Source organism: Streptomyces europaeiscabiei, from assembly GCF_001550375.1.
Classification (GTDB): Bacteria; Actinomycetota; Actinomycetes; order Streptomycetales; family Streptomycetaceae; genus Streptomyces; species Streptomyces europaeiscabiei.
Genome location: NZ_LRTR01000807.1, coordinates 26,225 through 41,494 on the forward strand (window position 1 = coordinate 26,225; position 15,270 = coordinate 41,494).

14 protein-coding genes and 1 pseudogene are annotated in these 15,270 nt (G+C 71.4%); 6 read left to right on the forward strand and 9 right to left on the reverse strand.

Annotated features, from left to right (window positions below; genetic code table 11):
• Positions 1 to 145 precede the first annotated feature (145 nt).
• Together AWZ10_RS39915 and AWZ10_RS39920 are read left to right on the forward strand one after the other, a co-directional pair.
• A complete protein-coding gene (locus AWZ10_RS39915) occupies positions 146 to 709 on the forward strand; it encodes a DUF4396 domain-containing protein (protein WP_046702602.1) in 564 nt (187 codons plus the stop codon).
• A 192-nt stretch (positions 710 to 901) separates the two neighbouring features.
• Entirely contained in the window at positions 902 to 2,347 is a 1,446-nt protein-coding gene (locus AWZ10_RS39920) for an FG-GAP-like repeat-containing protein (protein ID WP_234360924.1), read from the forward strand.
• 229 nt (positions 2,348 to 2,576) lie between these two features.
• Here the strand turns inward: AWZ10_RS39920 and AWZ10_RS39925 are convergent, their stop codons facing one another.
• The 8 genes from AWZ10_RS39925 to AWZ10_RS39960 form a co-directional block, all read right to left on the reverse strand.
• Positions 2,577 to 3,140 carry a snapalysin family zinc-dependent metalloprotease gene (locus AWZ10_RS39925; RefSeq protein WP_046702601.1) on the reverse strand — a complete coding sequence of 188 codons (564 nt, stop codon included), beginning with the start codon at positions 3,138 to 3,140 and terminating at the stop codon, positions 2,577 to 2,579.
• Between the two features lie 335 nt (positions 3,141 to 3,475).
• The gene (locus AWZ10_RS39930) at positions 3,476 to 4,222 is read right to left on the reverse strand and encodes an SDR family oxidoreductase (protein ID WP_046702600.1); all 747 of its coding nucleotides are present in this window, start codon (positions 4,220 to 4,222) and stop codon (positions 3,476 to 3,478) included.
• Positions 4,219 to 5,148 carry a fumarylacetoacetate hydrolase family protein gene (locus tag AWZ10_RS39935; RefSeq protein ID WP_046702599.1) on the reverse strand — a complete coding sequence of 310 codons (930 nt, stop codon included), beginning with the start codon at positions 5,146 to 5,148 and terminating at the stop codon, positions 4,219 to 4,221. The genes AWZ10_RS39930 and AWZ10_RS39935 overlap by 4 nt, the downstream gene beginning before the upstream one ends.
• A gap of 13 nt (positions 5,149 to 5,161) precedes the next feature.
• The gene (locus AWZ10_RS39940; RefSeq protein ID WP_046702598.1) at positions 5,162 to 6,100 is read right to left on the reverse strand and encodes a VOC family protein; all 939 of its coding nucleotides are present in this window, start codon (positions 6,098 to 6,100) and stop codon (positions 5,162 to 5,164) included.
• 24 nt (positions 6,101 to 6,124) lie between these two features.
• Positions 6,125 to 7,123, reverse strand: a complete 999-nt coding sequence (locus tag AWZ10_RS39945) for an amidohydrolase family protein (RefSeq protein ID WP_060893511.1) — start codon at positions 7,121 to 7,123, stop codon at positions 6,125 to 6,127.
• Positions 7,120 to 8,262: an FAD-dependent oxidoreductase gene (locus AWZ10_RS39950; RefSeq protein WP_046702596.1), complete on the reverse strand. Its 1,143-nt coding sequence runs from the start codon at positions 8,260 to 8,262 to the stop codon at positions 7,120 to 7,122. The genes AWZ10_RS39945 and AWZ10_RS39950 overlap by 4 nt, the downstream gene beginning before the upstream one ends.
• Before the next feature lie 23 nt (positions 8,263 to 8,285).
• Positions 8,286 to 9,248, reverse strand: coding sequence for a cyclase family protein (locus AWZ10_RS39955; protein WP_107417592.1), 963 nt, complete (start codon positions 9,246 to 9,248; stop codon positions 8,286 to 8,288).
• Positions 9,245 to 10,243, reverse strand: a complete 999-nt coding sequence (locus AWZ10_RS39960) for a fumarylacetoacetate hydrolase family protein (RefSeq protein WP_046702594.1) — start codon at positions 10,241 to 10,243, stop codon at positions 9,245 to 9,247. Before AWZ10_RS39960 ends, AWZ10_RS39955 begins: the two co-directional genes overlap by 4 nt.
• 131 nt (positions 10,244 to 10,374) lie before the next feature.
• Between AWZ10_RS39960 and AWZ10_RS39965 the strand changes: the two genes are divergently transcribed.
• From AWZ10_RS39965 to AWZ10_RS54585, 4 genes and pseudogenes are all read left to right on the forward strand, one after another.
• Positions 10,375 to 11,331, forward strand: a complete 957-nt coding sequence (locus AWZ10_RS39965) for a LysR family transcriptional regulator (RefSeq protein WP_046702593.1) — start codon at positions 10,375 to 10,377, stop codon at positions 11,329 to 11,331.
• 301 nt (positions 11,332 to 11,632) lie between these two features.
• Complete coding sequence (locus tag AWZ10_RS39970) at positions 11,633 to 12,907, forward strand: MFS transporter (protein ID WP_046702592.1); 1,275 nt, start codon at positions 11,633 to 11,635, stop codon at positions 12,905 to 12,907.
• 182 nt (positions 12,908 to 13,089) lie between these two features.
• Positions 13,090 to 13,305 (forward strand): annotated as a pseudogene (locus AWZ10_RS54580) (EthD domain-containing protein); the annotation flags it as partial.
• Positions 13,306 to 13,360: 55 nt separating this feature from the next.
• Positions 13,361 to 13,642: an EthD domain-containing protein gene (locus AWZ10_RS54585; protein ID WP_234360923.1), complete on the forward strand. Its 282-nt coding sequence runs from the start codon at positions 13,361 to 13,363 to the stop codon at positions 13,640 to 13,642.
• On the opposite strand, the gene AWZ10_RS39980 is transcribed toward AWZ10_RS54585, so the two are convergent.
• Positions 13,623 to 15,194, reverse strand: coding sequence for a ricin-type beta-trefoil lectin domain protein (locus AWZ10_RS39980; RefSeq protein WP_046702591.1), 1,572 nt, complete (start codon positions 15,192 to 15,194; stop codon positions 13,623 to 13,625). The two genes, AWZ10_RS54585 and AWZ10_RS39980, sit on opposite strands and share 20 nt — an antisense overlap.
• Positions 15,195 to 15,270: the final 76 nt, after the last annotated feature.

Here is a 15,270-nt window from a genome sequence, read left to right on the forward strand (position 1 = left end):
TAGCGGACGAGGATCCGACTCAGAGGAGTGCGCTTGGCATCCTGAACGAAGGGCCGAGCAATACTCGCCTTATACCCCCCAGGGGTATAGCCTGTCGGTGAATCGACGGGCAGGTCAGCACTGACGAGAATGGGGATGAAAGGGAATGGACCACAGCGCTCACCCGGACGGCGCCGCGCACGACCACGCCACCGGCGAAAACCGCCAAAGCCACACCGGCCACACCGGCCACGTCGATCACTCCGACCGCGGGACACCCGACGGGGGGCACGGCGGCGCGTCCTGGCCGATGGCGGCGAAGGCTACGCTGCACTGCCTGACCGGGTGCGCCATCGGCGAGGTCCTCGGCATGGTCATCGGCACCGCCCTGCGCTGGGGCAACGTGCCGACCATGGTTCTGGCCATCACCCTCGCGTTCGTCTTCGGCTACTCGTTCACCCTGTTCGCGGTGCGGCGGGCCGGTCTGGACTGGAAGAGCGCGATCAAGGTGGCCCTGGCCGCCGACACCGTCTCGATCGCCGTGATGGAGCTGGTCGACAACGCGATCATCGCCCTCACCCCGGGAGCGATGGACGCCCATCTCGACGACGGACTGTTCTGGTCGGCCCTCCTGGGCGGGTTCGCGGTCGCCTTCCTGATCACCACGCCGGTGAACAAGTGGATGATCGGTCGCGGCAAGGGACACGCCGTCGTCCACGCATACCACTGACGCCATATCCGGCCGGCGCGCGTCCGGGGCACCCGAGCAGCACAAGCCCTGAGAGCGCCCCCGCATGCGAACTGGAGCGCCCGGCTGTCGAGTCGGTCGCACGCCCCCGTTCACTCCGTCTTCCGCCCCGTACAACCCTTTGTGCACCAAGGGGGTCGTACGGGCGTCGGATTCTCAGACGGGAGCATTACGTTGCACAGACGCACCCTGACCGTGGCCACGGCGGCCGCCGTCCTCGCCCTGGCCGTCACCGGGCTCGGCACGCCCGCCGCCGTCGCGGCGCCCTCCGGTCCGGCGGACGACTTCAACGGCGACGGCTACCGCGACCTCGCCATCGGTACGCCGAAGGCGAGCGGCGGCACGGTCACCGTCCTCTTCGGCTCCGCCGCCGGCATCAGCCGGACCCGGTTCGTGAACGTCACCCAGAACACCCCCGGCGTGCCCGGCACCTCGGAGGGCGTGGACAGGTTCGGTGAGAACGTCACCAGCGGCGACGTGAACCACGACGGCTACGCCGACCTGATCGTCGGCGCGCCCGGCGAGGAGGTCACCGGCAAGCCGCGCGGCTCGGTGACGATCGTCTGGGGCGGCGCGAAGCCGTTCACCTCCGGCGGCATGTCGCTCACGGCCCCGAACGCCGCGGCGGCAGGCTTCGGCGAGGGCGCGGCCTTCGCCGACCTCGACGGGGACGGCAGCCCCCAGCTCGCCGTCGTCGGCAACGACACGTTCTGGTGGTACGGCGACGGCGGGCCCGCGCAGGACGGCGCACTCGCCCCCGAGGTGGACTTCCTGCCGGACGGCGTCCGGCTGGACGGCATCGTGGCCGGCCACTTCTCCTCCAAGGACGGCGGCAACGGCTTCGAGTACATCCTGCACGGCACCCGGTCCACACCGGACGGCTTCCCGGCCCCCGGCTACGTGGGTGTGCTGCACGGCGGCCACGGCGACATCGGCTCCCTCCACACGGACCTCAGTGACGACGGGACGACCGGCTCCGCCGCATGGTGGTCGGGGGCCGTCGCGACGGGCGACATCAACGGCGACGGGTACGACGACCTGGTCACCGCCGACGAGGCCGGCGGCGAGGGTGGTTCGTTCATCGTGCGGTACGGCTCGGCGTCCGGTCTGCCGCTCAAGGGCCGCACGTACCACCAGGACAGTCCCGGAGTCCCGGGCACCGACGAGGCCTACGACAAGTTCGGCTCGGCGCTCGCCCTGGGTGACGTGACCGGCGACGGCCGCGCGGACCTGGCGGTCGGCGCCCCGTACGAGAGCGTGGACGGCAAGCGCAACGTCGGCAACGTCGTACTCCTCAAGGGGGGTCCGAACGGTCTGACCACGGTCGGCGCCCAGTCCTTCCACCAGGCCACGACGGGCGTGCCGGGCGCGGCGGAGGCCGGGGACCACTTCGGCTCCTCACTCCGCCTGCGCGACATCAACGGCAACGGCAAGGCCGATCTGGCGATCGGCGCGTTCGGCGAGGACGTGCTGCCGAACGGCTACGACGACGGGGCGGCGTGGGTGCTGCGGGGCTCGGCCTCCGGCCTGACGACGACATCGGCGACGTCCTTCAACGCGACGGACTTCGGCTACCCGGTGGTGGCGGGCCGGAAGTTCGCGGACGTGTTCGCTCGCTGAACAGCCGCTGAACAGCCGCTGAGCAGCCGCTGAGCAGCCGCTGAGCCCGGCACGGGTGGCCGGCCGGGCCCGGCGGCGCGGGTCGATATCGTCCGCCACGCCGGGCGACGCGCGAACGCCCGCCCGGGGACGGGGGCGGGCGTTCGACTGTGGGTCCTTCCGGCTTCGGCCTGCCCGGCGCGAGCAGGGCACCGGGCCTACGGCCTTCCTCACCTGTGGTGCGGCTCGATCAGTCGACGATCACCTCGGTGCGCGCCGCCGGGGCCCGCCCGACGAGTACACCGCCGAAGTTCCCTTCGACCTCCGCCTTCTCCGCCGCGTTCGGATACGGGTTCGTGCACGCGGTGCCCGCGCTGGAGCCGGACATGAGGCTCGAGCACGGTCCTGGCTTGCGATCGGGCAGGCCCAGGATGTGCCCGAGTTCGTGGGCGGAGATACGGATCGTGTTGTGGCCCTGGTCGACGGCCTGCCGCCCGATGTAGACGGTTCCGTTGCCCAGGGTGGTGGGCAGGGCGCGCGGCCAGCCGTTGTCCGCGAGGACCCGTATGTTCGCGCGTTGCCCGGCGGCGACCGGCCGCAGCTCGACGGCGTCGACACTCTCGTTCCAGATCGCCGCGCCCCGGTCGACCGCGCTCCTGAACTCCGCCGAGCCGGCGGCGTCGTAGGTGAAGACGCGGGCGGCCAGGGGGACATCAGCTGCGTCGGAAGGGGCGGCAAAGGCCTGGCCACCCGTCAGGGACAAGGACACCAGCAGAGCAGCGGCCAGGCCACCGGTCAGCGTACGGACGTGCATGATCGACCTCCTCGTGGGGGAAAGGGCAGTCGTGCTCATGACATTATTGGCCCCTTGCCCGGTGCGGACGGAGGCGAATCCGCCAATCCGAGGTGATCCCCACCGGATGCCGCCCTGGAGGGGCTGCGGCAGCCGGCACGCCGAAGTGCACGTACGCCCGTAGCGCCCCTCCATGCCGGCCGCTGGGAAGCCCCTGCGAGATGCCGTGCCTGGGTGACGAGCCGGTCGGAGCGGCCATCGGGCGATGCCGATCCCCGACAGGCCGGGGCAGGGCCTGGCGCCGGCCCTGCCCACGGGCCGCGCCCTGGATCAGACCACCTTGTCGGCGAGCCTCCTCAGGGCGCCTCCGGGCGCAGCGCGTCGGAGATGGACTTGGCACCGCCGTGGGCGGTGAATCCGCCGTCGACAGGGATCTCCGCGCCGGTGATGAAGGACGCCTCGTCGGAGAGGAGGAAGATCACCAGCGGCGCGACCTCGTCCACGGTGCCGGTGCGGCCGAGCGGTGTCTCGCGGACGTTCGCCTCACGGAAGGCGGGCGCGGCGGATGCGGTCATGTCGGTCTCGATGAAGCCGGGGTGGATCGTGTTCACCCGGATGCCGAGTGGACCCAGCTCCGTCGCGGCGCTCTTCGACAGACCCCGCAGGGCCCATTTGCTGGCCGTGTACGCGACCGGGTAGTGGCCGGTGAGCGCGGCGGACGAACCGACGTTGACGATGGACGCGCCGGGCGGCATGAGGGGCGCGAGGTGCTGGATGCCGAGCAGCGGGCCGGTGACGTTGACGGCGTGGACGCGGGCGAAGTCCTCGGGGCGTACGTCACCGAGCCGGGCGCGCCAGGTGATGCCCGCGTTGTTGACCAGGCCGTGGACCCGCCCGTACGACTCCCGCAGCTCCGCGGCCAGTTCGGCCCAGTCCCGCTCACTGGTGACGTCGAGGCGGCGGCAGTCGCCCTCCGGTTGCGCGTCGGTGGCGATGACCCGGGCTCCTTCCCCGGCCAGGGCCCCGGCCTCGGCGGCACCCTGGCCCCGGGCCGCGCCGGTGACGACCACGACCTTGCCGCTCAGCCTGCCCGGTGTGCTCATGGCCGCTCCCGGGTACGTCGGCGGGCGGTCGGCAGCGGCACCGGAGCGGTCCCCGCGACCACGGTGTTGGAGACGGTGCCGATGCCCTCGACGGTGAGGGTGACGGTGTCGCCGGGCTTCAGCGGAGGCGGTGACTGCTCCCCGCGTACGCCCCACAGCTCCGCCAGGCAGCCGCCGTTGCCGCAGGTGCCCGAGCCGAGCACGTCACCGGGGCGTACGACGGTGCCGCGCGAGGCGTAGGCGACCATCTCCTCGAAGGTCCAGCTCATGTTGGACAGCAGGTCCCTGCCCACCACCTCGCCGTTGACCTCGGCGGTCAGCGCCAGGCGCAGGAAGCCGTCGGCGTCGCGGTAGGGCTCCAGCTCGTCGGCGGTGACGAGGTACGGGCCGAGCGTGGCGGCCGTGTCCTTGCCCTTGCAGGGGCCGAGACGGACCTGCATCTCGCGGGACTGGAGATCACGCGCGGACCAGTCGTTGAGGACGGTGTAGCCGATGATGTGGTCGCGGGCCCGCTCGGGGGTGAGGTCGCGGCCCTCGCGGCCGATGACGGCGGCGACCTCCAACTCGAAGTCGAGGACCGTCGAACCCGGGGGCACGGGGACGTCGTCGTGGGGGCCGATGACCGCGTACGGGTTGGTGAAGTAGAAGGTCGGCGCGTCGTACCAGGCCTCGGGCACACCGCCGACTCCGTCGACGGACCGCCGTACACCCTCGACGTGTTCCTCGAAGGTGACGAAGTCGCGGACGGTGGGCGGCTCCAGCGGCGGCAGCAGACGTACGTCGGTCAGCGGTACGGCGGGGCCGACCGGCGGGAGACCGGCCGCCGCGTCGAACGGCGAGGTCCCGTCCGGCAGCGCGCGGACGACGGTGCCGTCCACGACTCCGCGGTGGCGCCGTCCCTGGTACAGGTAGGTGGCGATACGCAAGGGTCGGCGCCCCTTACACCGGCGGGGCGACGAACACGCCGCGGTCGACGTCGTTGAACGACTCCTTGGCGACCAGCTCGTTCATCGGGTTGGCCGTGCCCCACTGGTCGGCGACCTCGGGCTGGGAGAAGTCGTAGACGTGCGGGTGCCAGGTGTCCTCGTCGAGGACCTCCAGCTCGGTCGTGTACTCGACGGTGTTGCCGTGCGGGTCGAGGAAGTAGCTGAAGGTGTTGTCGCCCGCCGTGTGCCGGCCGGGGCCCCAGACCTTCTGGAAGCCCGCCCGGATGACGCGGCCGGAGCCGCGCATGTACTCGTCGATGCCGCGCATCTCGAAGGAGACGTGGTGCAGGGCGGTGTGCGGCCCCTGGGCGATGGCCATGGAGTGGTGCTGGTTGGAGATCCGCATGAAGTGCATCGCCTCACCCATCCTGGGATGCATGAGGGTGTCGGAGAGGCGGAAGCCGAGGTGCCGCTCGTACCACTCCCTGGTGCGGTTCAGGTCGGGGGAGTTGAGGACGACGTGGCTCAGCTTGACGGGGATGGACTCCTTCTCCTCGATCCTGCGGTGCTGCCGTACCTCGACGTCGGCGGAGACCTCGATGGTGCGCCCGTCCACGTCGAAGAACCGGAAGCCGTAGCCGCCGCCGGGGGTGTCCACCTTGCCCGGCTGGGAGATCAACTGCACGCCACCCGCACGGAGTTGTTCGGCGAGGGTGTCCACGTCGGCCGGGCTCGCGGCACCGTAGGACACGAGGTCCAGGCGCTTCTCGTCCGCCTTGCGCAGCCGTACGACGTACTGCTCCGGGCTGCCCTCGGCGGCCAGGAAGGAGATGCCGGAGTCCTCGGCGACCTTGGTCAGGCCCCAGACGCCGGCGTAGAAGTCGAGCTGTTTGTCGTAGTCGGGCACGGCGAGGTCGACGTGGCGCAGGTGGGTGAGCAGGCGTGCGCTCATGACGGGTTTCCTCCAGTGTGGGGGTCAGGTCAGCCGCAGCAGGGCGGCCGCGTTGCCGCCGCGTACGGCGTGGAAGTCGGCATCGGACAGGCGGGCCGCACGCAGGGCGCCGACGGGGTCCTCGGTGCCCATGTCGAAGGGGAAGTCGGAGCCGAGCAGGACCCGGTCGGCGCCTGCGGCTCGGACCAACTCCCCCAGCACGTACCGGTCATGGACGAGGGAGTCGAAGTAGAGCCGCTTGAGGTAGCTGCTGGGCAGGTGGGCGCAGTCGGCGCCCGCGTCGGAGCGGGCGGTCCAGGCGTGGTCGGCGCGGCCGATGTGGGTGGGGAGGTAGCCGCCGCCGTGTGCGGCGATCAGCTTCAGGTCCGGGTGGCGGTCCAGGACCCCGGAGAAGATCAGGTGGGAGAGGGCGACGGCGTTCTCGGTGGGCTGGCCGACGGTGTTGGACAGGTACCACCGGTCCAGGCGCTCGTCGAGGGTGCAGCCGAACGGGTGCAGGAAGAGGATCGCGCCCGTCGCGGCGGCCCGGGCCCAGAAGGGCTCGTACGCCGGGTCGGACAGTTCCCGGCCCGGGGCGTGGGAGGAGATCTCGACGCCCAACAGGCCCTGCTCCAGAGCGTGTTCGAGGGCGCGGACAGCCTGCTCCGGGTGCTGTAGGGGTGCGAGGCCGAGCCCGTGCAGCCGGTCGGGTGCCTGGGCACAGTGCGCGGCCGTCGCCTCGCCCGCCAGCCGGTACACCTTCTCGGCCGTGTCCTCGTCCGCCCAGTAGTGGTAGTGCGAGGGGGACGGGCTGACGAGCTGGACGTCCACGCCCTGCGCGTCCATCGCGGCCAGCCGTACGGTGACGTCGGTCAGCTTCGGGATGCGCTCGCGCACCATCGGGCCGTTGACGGCGAGGGCGGCGGGGCCGTTGCGGCGGGCGTCCAGCGCCCTGGCCTCGACCAGGCCTGGGTGGTCGGCCACCAGGGCTTCCACCTCGGGCAGCAGGACGTGCGCGTGCACGTCGATCGTGGGTGTCGTCACGGCAGTTCCTTGAGCAGGGTCATCGTGCGGCCGATGAGGCCGGGTACGTCGGCGTCTCGTACGCCGTCGAGCTGCCACTGCCCGAGCTGCACGGACGCCTCGACGACGGTCCGCACGCGCGTGATGCGCCGCTCGTAGAACGCCTGGAACAGTTGGTCGCCCCAGTCCTGTCCGCCGGTGAGCAGCTCGGCGAACACGGAGGCGTCCTCCAGCGACATGGCCGCGCCCTGGGCCAGGGTGGGCGGGCAGCAGTGGGCGGCGTCGCCGATCACGACCACCCGGCCGCGGTGCCAGGACCCTTCCACCAGCAACCGGTTGAACCAGGTGTAGTTGACTGTCGCGGGGTCGGTGATGTGGGTGGCGATCTCGGTCCAGGCGCCGCCGTAACGCTGCGCGAGGCGCCGCATCTCGTCCGCGTACGACTCGGGCGGGATCGAGGAGCGGTCGCCCCGGCACGCCTCGACGACGTACGCGTAGAGGGTCGTCTCGCTGGTAGGGGTGTAGCCGGCGATGTAGGCCGGGCCGCCGAAGGTGAGGTCCGAGCGTGTGACGCTCTCGGGGCGCGGGGCGGGGGTGCGCCAGATCGCCATGCCGGTGGGCTCGGGTCTGTCGGTGATGCCGATCGCGGCGCGGGTTGCGGAGTGGAGGCCGTCGGCCGCGATCACCAGGTCGTAGTGGCCGGTGGTGTCGTCGCTGAAGCGCACCGTGACGCCGTCGGCGTCCTGTTCCTGGATGTCCGCGGTGATGCCCAGGCGCACGGTGGCGCCGGACGCGCGGACCGCGTCGATGAGGATCTGCTGCAGTTGGGGGCGTCGCAGGCCGAGGGTGGCGGGCAGGTCGTCGCCGCCGGTCTTCAGGTCCTCGGCCTCGTGCAGCAGGGTGCCGTCGGGGGCGGTGACGCCGAGCGAACCGAAGGCGAACCCGGACGCCTGCACCTTCTCCCAGACGCCGAGTTCGCGCAGGACACGCAGGGCGTTGCCCTGGAGGGTGATGCCGGAGCCGGTGGTGGCGTTCCAGTCGGGTCTCGCCTCGATCAGGTCGACGGTGAGACCGGCACTGCGGAGCAGGACGGTCACGGCGTTGCCGGAGGCGCCGCCCCCGATCACGAGGACTCTGCGGGCGTCGGTTGTCCTGGTCATGGGGAACTCCCTTGTTCCGCCGCTCACTTGACGGCTATCGGGTTGACCGGCGAGCCCACGGCTCCGGTGATGGGCAGGGGTGCTGCGGTGAGCCAGAACTCGTACACGCCGTCGTGCGCGCAGTCGTCCGCGAGCGCGTCGGGGTCCCACATCTCGCCGATGAGCAGACCTATGTGGGGGATCGCGACCTGGTGCAGCGGCTGGAAGGCGTGCTCGAACTCGTTCGGGCGGACCTCGAAGCCCCAGGTGTCGGTGGCGATCGCCGCGATCTCGGTGCGGTGCAGCCAGCCGGCCGTGGTGAAGGACAGGCCGGGTGCCGCGCCGCCCGCGTAGTCGCCCCAGCCCTCACGGCGGGCGCGGGCCAGCCGTCCGGTCCGTACGACGACGATGTCGCCGCGGCCGACGCTCACCCCGTGGGCCCCGGCGGTGGCGGTCAGGTGCTCCTCGGTGATGGCGAACCCGTCGGGCAGCTCCCCGTCCGTGCCCACCACCCGGCCCACGTCCAGCAGCACCCCGCGTCCGGCGACGTACGGTGCCATGTGCTCGATGCCGGTGACCAGGTCGCCGTCGGAGGTGACGACCTTCTCGGCCCGCCGCCCGTTCCAGGCCCTGCCGTGGTCGAAGATGTGGCCGAGCCCGTCCCACTGGGTGGAGCACTGCAACGGCATCGCGATCACGTCGTCGGCGCCGCCGATGCCGTGCGGGAAGCCCTGGTTGCCGAGGGCCGCGTCCGTGCCGGTGTCCAGCATGGTGTGCACCGGGTTGGTGCGGCGCCGCCAGCCCTTCTGCGGGCCGTTCATGTCGAAGCTCTGCGAGAGCGAGAAACTCACGCCCCGCCGCACGAGAGCAGCGCCCTCCCGCCGCTTGGCCTCGTCGAGGAGGTTGAGGGTGCCGAGCACGTCGTCCTCACCCCAACGCCCCCAGTTCGAGCAGGCCTTGGCGGACTCGGCGATCGCGCCCTCGGGGTCGTGCCGGTCCCGGATCACAAGGCCTCCTCCGCGACACATCGGGTGCGCTGGGCGCCCAGCCCGGTGATCGAGCCGTCCATCACGTCGCCGGCCTGCAGCAGCCGTCCCCAGTGCATGCCGTTGCCGGCCGGGGAACCCGTCAACACGAGGTCACCGGGGAGGAGCCGGGCCGTCCGTGAGGCGTACGACACGATCCGCGCGACGCCGAAGAGCATGTCCTTGGTGGACTCGTCCTGCATGGTCTCGCCGTTCAGCTTCAGTGTGACCCGCAGATCGCCGGGGTCCGCGACCGAGCCGGTGGGCACGATCCACGGGCCGAGCGGGGTGAACCCGGGCGCGTTCTTGCTGCGCAGCCAGTCGGTGCCGATCGCCTTCATATCCCGCCGGAAGACGGTGGCGCGGTCGGTCAGGTCGTTGGCGATCGTGTACCCGGCGACGTGGTCCATGGCCTCCTCGACGGACACCCGGTAGGCGGGCCGGGAGATCACGGCCGCCAACTCCAGCTCCCAGTCCGGCTGTTCGGCCCAGGAAGGCAGGCAGACATCGTCGTACGGTCCCGTGATCGCGCTCGGCAGACCGATGAACACGTACGGCAGGTCCTCGGCCGCCCTGCGGTCCATGACCGCGGCGATCTCCGCCCGTGCCTCCTCGACCGTGCGGGGATCGTCGGGCGAGCGGTGGGCGACCTCCAGGTCGATGACGTGCTGCCGGTAGTTGGCGCCGGACTGGAAGATCTGGCGGGGCTCGACGGGTGCGTGCACATGCAGCCCGTCGAGCGGTTGCCAGGCGTCACCGGTCGCGTCCGCCGCCAGGGCCCGCAGGCGAGGCAGCTCCTCGTCCCAGCGTTCGAGGATCCCCCGGGTCGTCAGGGCGGGCTCTTCGAGGGCCGTACGAAGGTCCAGCACGCGCCTTTCGGGGACCACCAGGCCGGGGAAAGGTGCCTGGTCAGGGGTTGAGAGCGTGCCGAGGGCGAATGAGCCGGCGAAGGGCGCGAAAGGGGCAGCGGGTTTCACGGGCGTGTCCTCCAGATTGCGGTGCGACTAATCTGGCGCCGCCCCACCTAATCTGGGAAATCGATTCTTTTGATGTTGATCATCCGTCGCGTGAATAGGGCTGCCTCTGGCCGCCTCGAACTGGAGGCGTCGTGTCCCTGTCCGGCCTGGATCTGAATCTCGTCCTGTCCCTCCGGGCTCTGCTGGAGGAACGCAACGTCACCCGCGCAGGACAGCGCATCGGGCTCAGCCAGCCCGCGATGAGCGCGGCCCTGGCTCGTCTGCGCCGCCACTTCGATGACGAGCTGCTCTCCCGCGTCGGCGGACAGTACGAGCTGACCGCTCTCGGCCTCGCCCTGCTCGATCGCACGGCCACCGCCTGCGACCTGCTGGATCGGGTCTTCAGCAGCCGGGCCGAATTCCTGCCGGGCAGCGAGGAGCACGAGTTCACCCTGCTCTCCTCGGACTACGCCGTGGCCGTGTTCGGTGCCGAACTCGCCCGTACGGTGCACGCCGAGGCACCGGGTGTACGGCTGCGCTTCCAGCGGACGCCGCCCGATGTCACCGAGGACACCGCGACGCTGCTCAGCACGGCTGACGGCCTGCTGATGCCGCACGGTGTCATCAGCGGATTCCCCGCCGTCGAGCTGTTCACCGACCGGTGGGCCTTCCTCGTCGCCGAGACCAATGACGAGGTCGGCGACCGGCTGACCATGGACGACCTGGCACGGCTGCCCTGGGTCATCTACCAGCGCACCTACGACGCCCCGGCCGCCCGGCAGCTGAGCATGCTGGGCATCGACCCCCACGTCGAGGTCTTCGTCGACAGCTTCCAGGCCCTCCCCTTCCTGGTCGCCGGCACCCACCGGATCGCCCTGGTGCAACAGCGCCTGGCCGAGCAGCTGAGCGGGGTGGCCGCCGTACGCATCATGGCACCGCCCTACGAGGCCGTGCCGCTGCAGGAAGCACTGTGGTGGCACCCCGTCCACACCCACGACGCCGCCCACATCTGGCTGCGCGAGACCGCCGCCCGCGTGGGAGCGGAGCTGACCTCGTCCGTGCCCGGCCGTATCGCCGCAGCAGCGAGGACGAGGCCCACGTCCGGCTGAAGGAGCAGATCGGTGCGTCGACCCCACAGCATCCATGACATGGATGATCGGCATCCTCGATCTCGATCGGGCAAGGGCTAGGCAGGACCTGCGCGGTACCCCATAGTCGTCTCAACCCGGCACCGGAGCCGCACCACCCACCGCTGCCGGGCCGGCGCAGGCGCCCGGCAACCGGGCCCTTCGCGACGCCACGGCAGTCAGCGGCGCCCCACGCTCCGCCCCGGCTCCGCGCTCCGGGCGGCCCACCCACGTGGCCGCGCCTCCCCATCACCGTTCCCACTACGCCCGGTGGAGTTCCCGCATGCCTGCACCCGTGCCCCCGTCCCCGTCACCCGCAGCCGTCGAGGGCCACCCCTCCGAGGAGGCCGTGTCCGGCCCCGGTCACCGGCTTCGCATCACGCTGCTGATGGCGGGCAGCTGTCTGCCCATCCTCGGCGCCGTCCTCATCGCTCCCGTCCTGCCGCAGATGCAGGACCACTTCGCCGACGTGGCGGGCGTGGACGCGCTGGTCCCGATGGCCCTGACCGTCCCGGCTCTTTCCCTGGCCCTGCTGGCCCCCTTCGCCGGCGTCATCGTCGACAAGGTCGGCCGCAAACGCCTGCTCGTCATCGCCACCGTGCTGTACGCGTTCCTCGGCACCGCCCCGCTGTGGCTGGACTCCCTCGGCGCGATCGTCGCCAGCCGCGCCCTCGTCGGCGTCGTCGAGGCCGCCATCATGACCTGCTGCACCACTCTGATCGCCGACTACTACTCCGGCAAGCAACGCGACCGCTATCTCGCCCTGCAGACGATGTGCGCCGCGATCTCCGCGACGGCCTTCATCCTCCTGGGCGGCGCCGCCGGGTCGGCCGGCTGGCGCACACCGTTCTGGGCCTACGCCGTGGCCCTGCTCCTCGCCCCCGCCATGGCCGCCTTCCTGCCCAAGCCCGGGCCGGCCGACCGCACGGACGAGTCCGCCACCACCGCAGCGCCGGTCAAGCGGCCCTTCCCCTGGCGGCCCCTGGCCGGGACGTGCGCGCTGACCCTCTTCGGCGCCGTCCTCTTCTACACCGTGCAGGTCGAGCTGTCCTTCCTCCTGGACGACAGGGGCGTGACCGACTCGGGCATGATCGGACTGGCCATCGCCATCTGCAACGCGGCAGTCGTGATCGGCGCCGTCGTCTTCACCAGGTCCGGCCGCAGTCAACAGGCCTGGCTGCCCATCGCCTTCGGCCTGTGTGCCCTCGGCCTCGGGGTGATCTGGCTCGCCCCCAACGCCGTCGTCCTCACCATCGGCGGCATGATCACCTTGTTCGGCGGCGGAATCATGCTGCCGAGCCTGCTCACGCTGGCGATGTCCAAGCTCGACTACGCCGACCGCGGCCGCGGCACCGGCCTGTGGACCGGCTTCTTCTTCCTGGGCCAGTTCATCTGCCCGCTCGTGGTCCTCGCCGTCACCCCCGCCGTCGGCAGCACGGCGAACGCCATGGGTGTCCTCGCCGCCGCCGCTGCGGTCGGCGCCGCCGGACTCGCCCGCTCCGCCCGTCTGCGCCGGACGGCGGCCTCCCCGGAACCGATCGAGCAACTGGCGGGCTGACCTGCTGGACCCACTCCAAGAACCACACACGAGATCGGCATCGCGGAGCTGCTCCCCTCCCCCGCGATGCCGATCGCCTCTGTCACACACCTCTGTCGCACACACCTCTGACACTCACCTCCGTCACACAGCCCTGGAGAAGCGTGCTGAACCTGATCGCCGCCATCCGCCGCAAGCCGGGAATGACCCACCAGGCGTTCCTGCACTACCTGCACTACCTGCAGCATGTGCACGGATCCTTGGCCACAGCGAACCCACTTCGCATCGGGCGATACATCCAGAACCACGTGTTCGACGCAGCGTTCGGCACCGATCGGGACCCGACCCACCTGACCGACTTCGGCCGGGACTCCGTCACCGAGCTGCACTTCGAGAGCATGGAGGCGCCGGCCGCCACGATGTCCGACCCGTACTCGCGCGAGGTCGTCGGCCCCGACGGCGCCCATTTCAACGATGCTGGGACAGGAAGCGCCGCACGCCAAGGCGTTGCACGGTTGCGTCCAGCACCGCCAAGTACCGGGCGCCGAGCAGCTCCTGAGCCATTTCGGCGGTCGGGACCAGCATGTGTACGAAGGAGTCGCCGCCCTGTACTGCGACTCCGCGGACGACGCACTGGCCCACTTCCCCGCCTACGAGTGGTCATTGCGGGAGCATTCCGCCAAGGCCGGAGGTTTCCACGACCCGTCCCGATCGTTCGTCCTCTACAGCCGCGAGGTCACCGTTCTCGCAAGGTGACGCCGGCAGCCCCCTCGTCGGTGGTCCAACGCTGCGACCTGCGGAGCCGGTCCTGCGGGACGGGCTCCAGGAGGATGACCGCCCCCTCGGCCCGGCGAACGGGCGTCACGGCGACTCCGGGCTCGGCGACAAGGGTGAGGAGGCCGTCGGCCGCAAGGTCGTACCGCGTGTCGCCGGACTCCTCTCCTTCCGCGCCCTGCGGATCGGTGCACGGTCGCAGGGCGACGGTGCCCTGCGGTTCGGCGTTCAGACACAGTTCGGGGGCCGCCTGGTTCCGCAGTCGTCCCCCTTCTTCCAACAGCCACATCTGCGTTGCCGATTCCGCGCACCGCGCCGTCACCGCGGGGGCGCCCACCACCTCCGCCGCGGCGCGCAGGTCGAGGCACAGCCCCGTCCTCACGTTGCGCAGCCGCGTGACCAGGCCCTCGTCGGCACCGGGGGCCGAAGACGCGCTGGGCGAGCCGGGAGCGGCGGACGGGGCGGCGGACGGCGCGGCAGAGCCGGACGGGCTCCCGGTCGGCCCGGGCACCGAACTGCCCACCGCCTCGCTGTCGTCCTCGGTTCCGCTGAGGGCCATGGGAGACGCCGCGATCACCCCGCACAGCACCACACCCACGGCGATCAGCAGCGGCCGGCGGCGGCGCCGCTGTTCGGGATCGCCCGTGGACGTCGGCCGGGTCTCCGCGTCCGCGGGCTGTGGGGCGGGCTCCGAACGCGCGCGGGCCGACGCGATCGCCCGGCGGGCGGGCCGGGACGCGAGGTAGTCCGCCGCACGAAATCCCAGCACGGCCTCCGCGAGCAGCGCGGGCAGCCGGTCCGGGGACTGGTCCAGCTGGTCCACCGCAGCCCCGCAGTAGGCGCACCCGTCGAGGTGATCTCGCACCTCCGCCATCATCTCGTCGGATCCTCGGCGGGCGTGGACGTCGATGAGCCGGTTGAGGCGGCGGCAGCGCTCGTCGGGCGCGAGGTCGAGGTGGACCCGCACGCACTCGTCGCGCAGCAGCGTCCGGGCGCGCTCGGGATTCAGCAGGGAGGGTTCGGCCTCGAGCAGGGGTGCCACCGCCTCGATGCCCTCGGCCTCGACCACGGTGTGCCACAGCAGTACCTGAGCGCGGTCCGGCAGGTTCCGTAAAGCGCGCAGGACCAGGCTTCTGGCACCGCTCCCGCGGTCCGTGCCGGACACCGCCCGGCCCACGTCGCCGGTCGGGCCGTCGCGCAGGTCCGGGTGGAGGGACGAACGCCTGTCGTCCGCGTTCCACTCCCGCGCGGCCGCATGGACCGCCGCGAGCAGCCGCGGCCGCCACGGGAAGTCGGCGGCGGCATGCGACGCCGCGTCCTCATAGATGTTCCGGAAGGCCTGCCCGGCCAGCCGCTCCGCGGCGCCCCGGCTCGGCTCCGTGCAGAGCGCCGCGTAGTCCAGGACGGATCGGCCGTGCAGCGTCAGCAGCTCACCGGCCGAAGGCGCCGCGCCCGCGTGTTCCTCCTCCATGGGATCGGAACGCTCGAATTCCATGGGCTCGGAGTACTTGAAGACGAAGTCCTCTCCGGGCATCACGCGCTCTCCTCCGCGAAACGGAGCTTCCACCACGGGAGCACCATCCATGAATCCGGTCCCCTCCCTGCTTCCG

What these genes read in the sequence shown, in the direction of transcription:
- AWZ10_RS39915 (WP_046702602.1), top strand. Translation starts at nt 146, where the DNA reads ATGGACCACAGCGCTCACCCGGACGGCGCCGCGCACGACCACGCCACC.
- AWZ10_RS39925 (WP_046702601.1), bottom strand. Translation starts at nt 3,140, where the DNA reads ATGCACGTCCGTACGCTGACCGGTGGCCTGGCCGCTGCTCTGCTGGTG.
- AWZ10_RS39930 (WP_046702600.1), bottom strand. Translation starts at nt 4,222, where the DNA reads ATGAGCACACCGGGCAGGCTGAGCGGCAAGGTCGTGGTCGTCACCGGC.
- AWZ10_RS39940 (WP_046702598.1), bottom strand. Translation starts at nt 6,100, where the DNA reads ATGAGCGCACGCCTGCTCACCCACCTGCGCCACGTCGACCTCGCCGTG.
- AWZ10_RS39950 (WP_046702596.1), bottom strand. Translation starts at nt 8,262, where the DNA reads ATGACCAGGACAACCGACGCCCGCAGAGTCCTCGTGATCGGGGGCGGC.
- AWZ10_RS39970 (WP_046702592.1), top strand. Translation starts at nt 11,633, where the DNA reads ATGCCTGCACCCGTGCCCCCGTCCCCGTCACCCGCAGCCGTCGAGGGC.
- AWZ10_RS54585 (WP_234360923.1), top strand. Translation starts at nt 13,361, where the DNA reads ATGCTGGGACAGGAAGCGCCGCACGCCAAGGCGTTGCACGGTTGCGTC.
- AWZ10_RS39980 (WP_046702591.1), bottom strand. Translation starts at nt 15,194, where the DNA reads ATGCCCGGAGAGGACTTCGTCTTCAAGTACTCCGAGCCCATGGAATTC.